This is a genomic window from Microcoleus sp. OTE_8_concoct_300 (assembly GCF_031383065.1).
Classification (GTDB): Bacteria; Cyanobacteriota; Cyanobacteriia; order Cyanobacteriales; family Microcoleaceae; genus Microcoleus.
This window is the reverse complement of sequence record NZ_JANMZH010000163.1, coordinates 1-7223: the sequence shown is the minus strand read 5'-3', so window position 1 is coordinate 7223 and position 7223 is coordinate 1. Positions and strand designations below refer to the sequence as shown.

General features: G+C 46.0%; 6 protein-coding genes. 4 read left to right on the top strand and 2 right to left on the bottom strand.

What is annotated here, in order from left to right; all coding sequences use genetic code 11:
• Window positions 1–795 precede the first annotated feature (795 nt).
• From ACUVJL_RS07765 to ACUVJL_RS07750, 4 genes are all read left to right on the top strand, one after another.
• Window positions 796–1800 carry an RNA polymerase sigma factor, RpoD/SigA family gene (locus tag ACUVJL_RS07765; protein WP_333129706.1) on the top strand — a complete coding sequence of 335 codons (1005 nt, stop codon included), beginning with the start codon at window positions 796–798 and terminating at the stop codon, window positions 1798–1800.
• 165 nt (window positions 1801–1965) lie between these two features.
• Entirely contained in the window at window positions 1966–2433 is a 468-nt protein-coding gene (locus ACUVJL_RS07760) for a zinc ribbon domain-containing protein (RefSeq protein ID WP_445245319.1), read from the top strand.
• Window positions 2434–2771: 338 nt separating this feature from the next.
• Window positions 2772–3269, top strand: a complete 498-nt coding sequence (locus tag ACUVJL_RS07755; protein ID WP_445245318.1) for a hypothetical protein — start codon at window positions 2772–2774, stop codon at window positions 3267–3269.
• Complete coding sequence (locus ACUVJL_RS07750) at window positions 3230–5902, top strand: CHASE4 domain-containing protein (RefSeq protein ID WP_445245317.1); 2673 nt, start codon at window positions 3230–3232, stop codon at window positions 5900–5902. The genes ACUVJL_RS07755 and ACUVJL_RS07750 overlap by 40 nt, the downstream gene beginning before the upstream one ends.
• Window positions 5903–6218: 316 nt before the next feature.
• Here the strand turns inward: ACUVJL_RS07750 and cobO are convergent, their stop codons facing one another.
• Both cobO and ACUVJL_RS07740 read right to left on the bottom strand, forming a co-directional pair.
• Entirely contained in the window at window positions 6219–6842 is a 624-nt protein-coding gene (cobO, locus tag ACUVJL_RS07745; protein ID WP_333129718.1) for a cob(I)yrinic acid a,c-diamide adenosyltransferase, read from the bottom strand.
• Between the two features lie 59 nt (window positions 6843–6901).
• The coding region (locus ACUVJL_RS07740) for a Uma2 family endonuclease (RefSeq protein WP_445245316.1) at window positions 6902–7223 on the bottom strand (322 nt) is incomplete at its 5' end.

Sequence of the window (7223 nt, the reverse complement as noted above, 5' to 3'; positions counted from 1 at the left end):
AAGATGCCCATCCCACAATAAAAAATAATTCTTGTGGGATGGGAATCTTGCCCGTCCTAGTTATTTTTGCAAGAGGTCTTTTGAGTCAGAAGCTTTCCCCTTTCACCCCCTCACCCCTCATCCCTAACTTCACAAAATTTGCCTAAGCTGAAATATGGTTGAGCCTCGCGGCACAATTCAACTCAAACACCCCAACAGCCAGCTTTGATACACCTTTACTTCCTCGCAGCCGAATTTGTGTAGCATATTCCCAGAAAAATGTCAATAAATATTTAAAATATTTTAAAGAGTAAGTGGCAGCGAATACGGCGATCGAGTTCGGTTATCTCGCATCGCAGCACCTAGGCAGCGAGAAAATTTCAAGTCATGATGGAACAGAGAGGAAAACAAAGCCCTGGAATTGCATGAGTCTGTTTGCATGAGTATTGTGAAGTTGAGTGAGGGTTAAAATGAGCAGGGAATTTAAAAGCTTAAGGAAAAATGTAGAATCTTGACCTTAAGACAGAGGTTTTTACCCTTTACGATCCTCAAAAATTGGAATAATATTGAAAAAAGTAAAGTCTTACTTCACTTCGCCTTGAACTAGCCGTTAAAGCTAGCGAGTTATCCAAAATCGATCGGGATTACTGGGAAATCAAGCACACAAGTAATCCCAAACAACAAGCTTCTACCGATCGTCACCGATAAACAGGAGGGGAAACATCCCCCTTGTCGCAGTCTTTATCCCACTTGCAAAAGTGGGACAGAGTATCACCAACTTTTTATCTGTTGTTACAAGGAGTGCAAAACTCACCCATGTCCACCACCACCCCCAAAAACAAAACAGTGAAAGCCGATCGCATGGGCAGCCGGCCATACTCCTCAACGGATACGGTTCGTGCCTATCTGCACGAGATCGGTCGCGTACCCCTGCTAACCCGAGAAGAAGAAATTGTTTTCGGGAAGCAAGTGCAGCAAATGATGAAATTAATCGAAGCAAAACAAGCACTTGCTAAAGAATGGCAGCGGGATCTGACGAATCAAGAGTGGGCTGCCGAAATGGAGTTGACCGAACCTGAACTGAACCGGATATTGCAGTTAGGGCGACGCGCCAAGCAAAAGATGATTGAAGCGAATTTGCGGCTAGTAGTGGCGATCGCCAAAAAATACCAGAAACGCAATATGGAATTCTTGGATTTAATTCAAGAAGGTACTCTCGGTTTAGAACGAGGAGTCGAAAAATTTGACCCGATGCGGGGATACAAATTTTCCACATACGCCTACTGGTGGATTCGGCAAGCAATTACCCGCGCGATCGCCCAACACGCCCGCACCATTCGATTGCCAATTCACATCACCGAAAAACTCAACAAAATCAAAAAAGTGCAGCGGGAACTCACCCAGCAGTTGGGCCGGTCTCCCTCCCCAGCGGAAATTGCCACCGCCCTCGAACTGCACCCTTCCCAAATTCGGGAATACCTGCTGATGGCAAGACATCCAGTTTCTTTGGACTTGCGGGTAGGAGATAACCAAGATACCGAACTGCAAGAACTCTTAGAAGACGAAACTGCATCTCCAGACAACTACATTACCTCGGAATTGCTGCGGCAAGACCTCGATACTTTGATATCAGAACTTACCCCCCAGCAGCGAGATGTAATAATTCTGCGCTTCGGTTTGGAAGACGGCACCGAAATGTCTCTGGCTAAAGTCGGAGAACGGCTCAATCTCAGCCGGGAACGGGTGCGGCAGCTAGAACATCAAGCCCTCGCCCACCTGCGGCGCCGCCAAGCTCAAGTCCGAGAATACTTGGCTAGTTAGTCAGTAAAAGAGTTGAGATTTTTCCCAAAATCTCAACTCTTTTTTTAGTGTTGGCGTTGCTGGGAATAATACTTTTATACCCGTAAAAACAAATGTCACTGTAGGCCTGTGCTCCCAACCCTTATGGAATAGGTCACGCCAAATTATTCAATTCTTTAATCTAAAATGTCAAATCTAAAATGGTATTATTTGAGGGGTCGATCCATCACTGGCAAGCAACAATCTAAAGCGATAAATCGCCAGCTTAATCAGTGGATGAAAGGTGAATTGCAAGCTTCATTGGAGAAAATCTCTAGGGAGACAGGATCTACTTTATCAGTGGTAAATCCTGCTTACACTTCGCAAATGTGTTCTCAAACCGGGACGTTATTGGGTAAACGGGATGGGGATGGTTTTACCGCTTATACCGGAGTAGTGATTCAATCTGATAAAAATGCCGCGCTGAACATTCTGTATCGTGGCTCTGATAGCGAAATAAATCGCTGGATGAAGTATGCGGAAGTCCGCAAGGTTTTACTCTTGGCGACTGTTCGATATTTGACTTGGATGGGAAAATCTGTTACCGAAGCTTGGGACTTAGGATGGATCAATCCTAAGTTTAAAGCAGAAGTGCTCAGGTTGGAAGATGAGTAAGCTGTTACGCATTTAAATTGGGAATTCGGGACAGGCTAGAAGCCCGTCCCACAAGAGTTGTATTGATTTTTGACACACAGTTTAAATGTAGAACAGCTTATCACCGACAGGGGTAGTCGGTAGGGTTACGCAATTGGTAGATGGGAGAGTGTCCAGGCTCGACAATCCTCCTAACGGGAACCATCGACAATTGAAAACCAGCAATTGAGACACTTCTAGTCGATCGGCATAGATTTACGTAGATTGAGTTTACCCCAGATACCCGGTTTCTTTAGGAGCTTTTTGAAACGGGTACAAGAGGTGCTTCGAGGCAGCTATTTTAAATTTTGGGGTCTGGAGTGGTTTTGACTTATTTGATATTGACAGGAAGTTTAAAAGCGATCGCGATCGTGCTTGCTCTCTCGCCCGGTAACTTCAGCATCGCATTCCCCGCACCCCGGGCACAGGATCCGGACATCACATCCGGGGTTTTCAGGTCGCAATCTCCCCCAAATCCTGCGCCAGATACAGCTAGCACAGGTTTAGCAGATGGCATTTACCTCTACGGCCAGTCGAGCAAGCCAGAGGAAATTAAGCAAGAATATTTTGTATTTGAAATGCGGCAGAGTAAGGTAGTAGGCGCTTTTTACCTGCCTCGGTCTGCTTTTTACTGTTTTTACGGCACAAGCGATCGAACTCAGTTAAATTTAATAGTGGTGGATAGTTACGACGGTAGTCGCTCTCCCTACTCAGTAAACCTGCAACAGTATTACCGAATTTCCGCCGTCAGCGACAACGATCATCGCATCTTGGGTATTTGCAAGGAAGCTCACCAACAGCAGGTGTGGGAAAAGTAGCCGACAGGTGCAGCCCCAGCAGTCAGGGTTCAGGGAACATCAGTAAAATTGCTCCTGAGTTGAGAATTTCGGACGGACACCACACACACGGCAAGATGAAACTGCGTCGGAAAACACTATCTATCGTTGGCATTACCATCGCTGGACTGACTGGCATTCTGTATGCCGCCTCCTCAAGGATCCTCCTAGGCAGCCTGATCAAAGCAGAGGAACAAGAAGCCACACAGGTGGTCAAGGGAGTGCTCAGCGTGTTCGGGCAAACTGCCGACGACTTCAACTCGCGCTTTGCCGACTGGTCGGCCTGGGACGACACCTACGCTTTCGTCCAAAACCGCAACTCAGAATTCATTGCCTCCAATTTAGTTCCAGAAGGGCTGGCTAATTCGAGAGTTAATATAGCCGTATTTGTCAATACTTCTGGCAAAATAGTTTACGGTACGGGTTTAGACAGCGAAAAGCTGAAACTAACGCCTGTTCCAGAAGCATTACAACGGCACATTTCTCTCAGTGACCCGCTGTTGCAGCACCCCAACCGCAACAGTAGCCTCGCTGGTATCCTGCTGCTGCCGTCTGGGCCGATACTGATTACTTCTCGGCCAATTATCACGACTAAAAGCACCGGCCCGATCCGGGGTACGCTGGTATTCGGGCGCAATTTGGATGCTGCGGGCATTGCGAAGCTTTCTAAAATTACTCGCTTGCCGCTGATAGTACACAGCGTTAATGAGCCTCGGTTGCCTGCAGACTTTCAGAAAGCGCGGGAGAAACTGTCGGAAAAAAAACCGATTTTGGTGCGTCCTTTAAGCCAAGAATCGATCGCGGGTTACGCTCTGATCAACGATATTTACAAGCAACCTGCGCTGCTATTGCGGGTGGATATCCCCAGAGAAATATACCGGCAAGGTGAGATCAGTTTGCTGTACCTGCTGGTGTCTGTAGTGTTAGCGGGAATTGGGTTGGTCGGCTGCACTCTGCTGCTGCTAGAGGGTCTGGTGCTATCTCCGTTGAGCGGTTTGGCGAAAGCAGTGAACTACATCAGCAGCAGCCAAGACCTCTCGGTGCGACTGCAGGTGACGGGCGAAGACGAGTTGTCCGACCTTGCCCATACTATCAACAGAATGCTTTCGGCGATCGCGATCGCCGAAAGCGAACAACTTGAGGAAAAAGCCCGCTACCAAGCCGTAGTCGAGCAAGCTACAGATTGCATTTTCCTGTGGGACGCTCAAACCAAACGCCTTTTGGAAGCCAATACAGCGTTTAGAAACTTGCTCGATTACAGTCTTGAGGCGATGAAGCAACTGAGTATTTACGATATCATCGCTTACTCTAAAGACCTAATTGACAACAATATCGAGTTGCTGCTGACGGACAAACAATTCAGAATTGGCGAAGTTCTCTACCGCCGCCGAGACGGTTCCTGCGTGGACGTGGAAGTCAGCGGGAGCGTAATTTCCTACGGCGGCCGCGAGATTATTTGCACTGTTGTCCGCGACATTACCGAGCGCAAGCAAGCCGAAGCCGAACTGCGAGCCTCGGAAGAACGCTACAGACTTTTGTTTAAAAATAACCCCCATCCGATGTGGGTTTACGATTTAGAAACTCTGGAATTTATAGCCGTCAATCAGGCTGCTGTCCTGCACTACGGCTACACTCGCGACGAATTTCTCAACATGACCATTGCGGACATTCGTCCCCCCCAAGATGTGGCGAAATTGCTAGAAAATATATCCCAAGTAGATGTTGGTATTGAGTTTGCAGGTGTGTGGCAGCACCTGAAAAAAGACGGAACAATTATTGATGTAGAAATTACTTCTTATTCCCTGATATTTGATAGCAGAAATGCTGAATTAGTGCTGGCTCACGACGTGACCGACCGCTTGCAAGCCGAGACAGGAATGTACAAGGCAAAGGAAGCAGCAGAAGCAGCTAGTTTGGCTAAAAGTCAATTTTTGGCTAACATGAGCCACGAACTGCGAACTCCTCTGAATGCGATTATCGGTTACAGCGAGATTCTGCAAGAAGAGGCTTTAGATTTGGGCGAAGAAAATTTTGTGTCGGATTTGGATAGAATTCACAATGCAGGCAAGCTTTTACTAACATTAATTAATGATATTCTCGACTTGTCGAAGATTGAAGCCGGTCACGCGGAACTTGAATTAGAAACTTTTGACGTGTCGGAGGTAGTTCAAAATGTAGCGACAACTGTTAAACCGCTATTTGTGCGAAACACCAATCGCCTGAATGTTGAGTGTCCTAATAATATTGGCAAATTGTATTCCGATCAAATTAAGTTAACTCAAATTTTGTTTAATTTGCTCAGCAATGCAGCTAAGTTTACTCAGAAAGGGACAATTACACTCAGCGTTGAAAGAATTAAAAATAACGAGAATAGTTGGGATGCTGAACAGTTAATTTTTAATTGTACTGATACGGGGATTGGGATAACTCCTGAACAGCTACAAAAGTTATTTCAACCTTTTACGCAAGCGGATGCTTCGACTACCCGCAAGTACGGAGGTACGGGTTTGGGTTTAGCAATAGCGCAGAAATACTCTCAGATGCTGGGGGGAGAAATTACGGTGGATAGCGAGTTGGGCAAGGGGTCAACTTTTATTTTAATATTGCCAGCATAGATCTATTTTAAATTTAAGATTTTAGATTGGGGAAAAAGTCCTGACTACAAACAATATGAATACGGGTTTTTAGTGAGGCCTTCAGTCTTCTCCAAATCAACTTTAAGCCAATTCGGGCGGCAGCATCCCATTTTTGCAAATATATCCTACAAAATTGGGGTGCATCCATTCGGGCTCTTCGTCCTGAATAAAATAGCCCTGGACGCATGGGGACTCAGAAACCGGGTTTGATGGACGAAAAGACGCGTTGTGACCTGCAGATTCGGTAAAAAACCCGGTTTCTTTGTCGGAGTGCGTCTGTTTTGTAAAAACAATATTAATACTCAATACCTGGCTGAGCTTTAATGCCTTGTTCTCGGAATGGATGCTTAACTAAGGTCATTTCTGTCACCAAGTCTGCCCGTTCAATTAGCGCTGGCGGGGCGCCTCTACCTGTTAAAATAATGTGGGTTTCTTCTGGTTTTTGTTCTAAGCCGGAGAGCACTTGCTCGACTTGCAAATAACCTAGTTTTAATGCTATATTGACTTCATCTAGCAGCACTAATTTAAATTCGGGATTGCAGATAAAAGTTACAGCTTTATCCCAGGCTTTTTGAGCTGTTTCAATATCTCGATCGCGGTCTTGCGTGTCCCAGGTAAAGCCTTCTCCCATTGCGTGAAATTCTAGCTGTTTTTCCCAGAGTTGAAAAACGGCTTTCTCAGCAGGTTCCCAGGCGCCTTTGATAAATTGTACTATGGCGACGCGGTATCCGTGACCGAGCGATCGCACAACCATTCCCAAAGCGGCTGTAGTTTTGCCTTTGCCGTTACCGGTATTGACTATAATTAAACCTTTTTCTTTTGAGGAGTTAGCGATTCGCTGCGCCTGTACTTCTTGGCGGCGCTGCATTTTCTGTTTGTGCTGTTCGGCTGTTAGGGAAGTGGTTTCTTTCGTTTCCATTAGATTTTTTTTAACCGCAGATGAACGCCAATAGACGCTGATGAATGCAGACTTTTTAGTTATTGCCAGACTAGCTGCAAGTTTAGCACGAAACCGGGCAAAACATCTTCTCCTGAAAGTTCTGCGGGAGATTCAAGTATTTCTACTTCTTGTCCTTGGCGATAGATTTCGAGTCGGCGGGTTTTGCGGTTGATTAACCAACCTAGTTTTACTTGGTTGCTCATGTATTCTTGCATTTTCTCTTGGGTATCTTTTAAACTATCGGTGGGCGACATTAATTCCAAGACAAAATCGGGGGCGATGGGAGGAAATTTTTGTTTTTGTGCGGGACTAAGTGCGTCCCATTTTTCCTTTTTTATCCAAGAGACATCGGGAGAACGA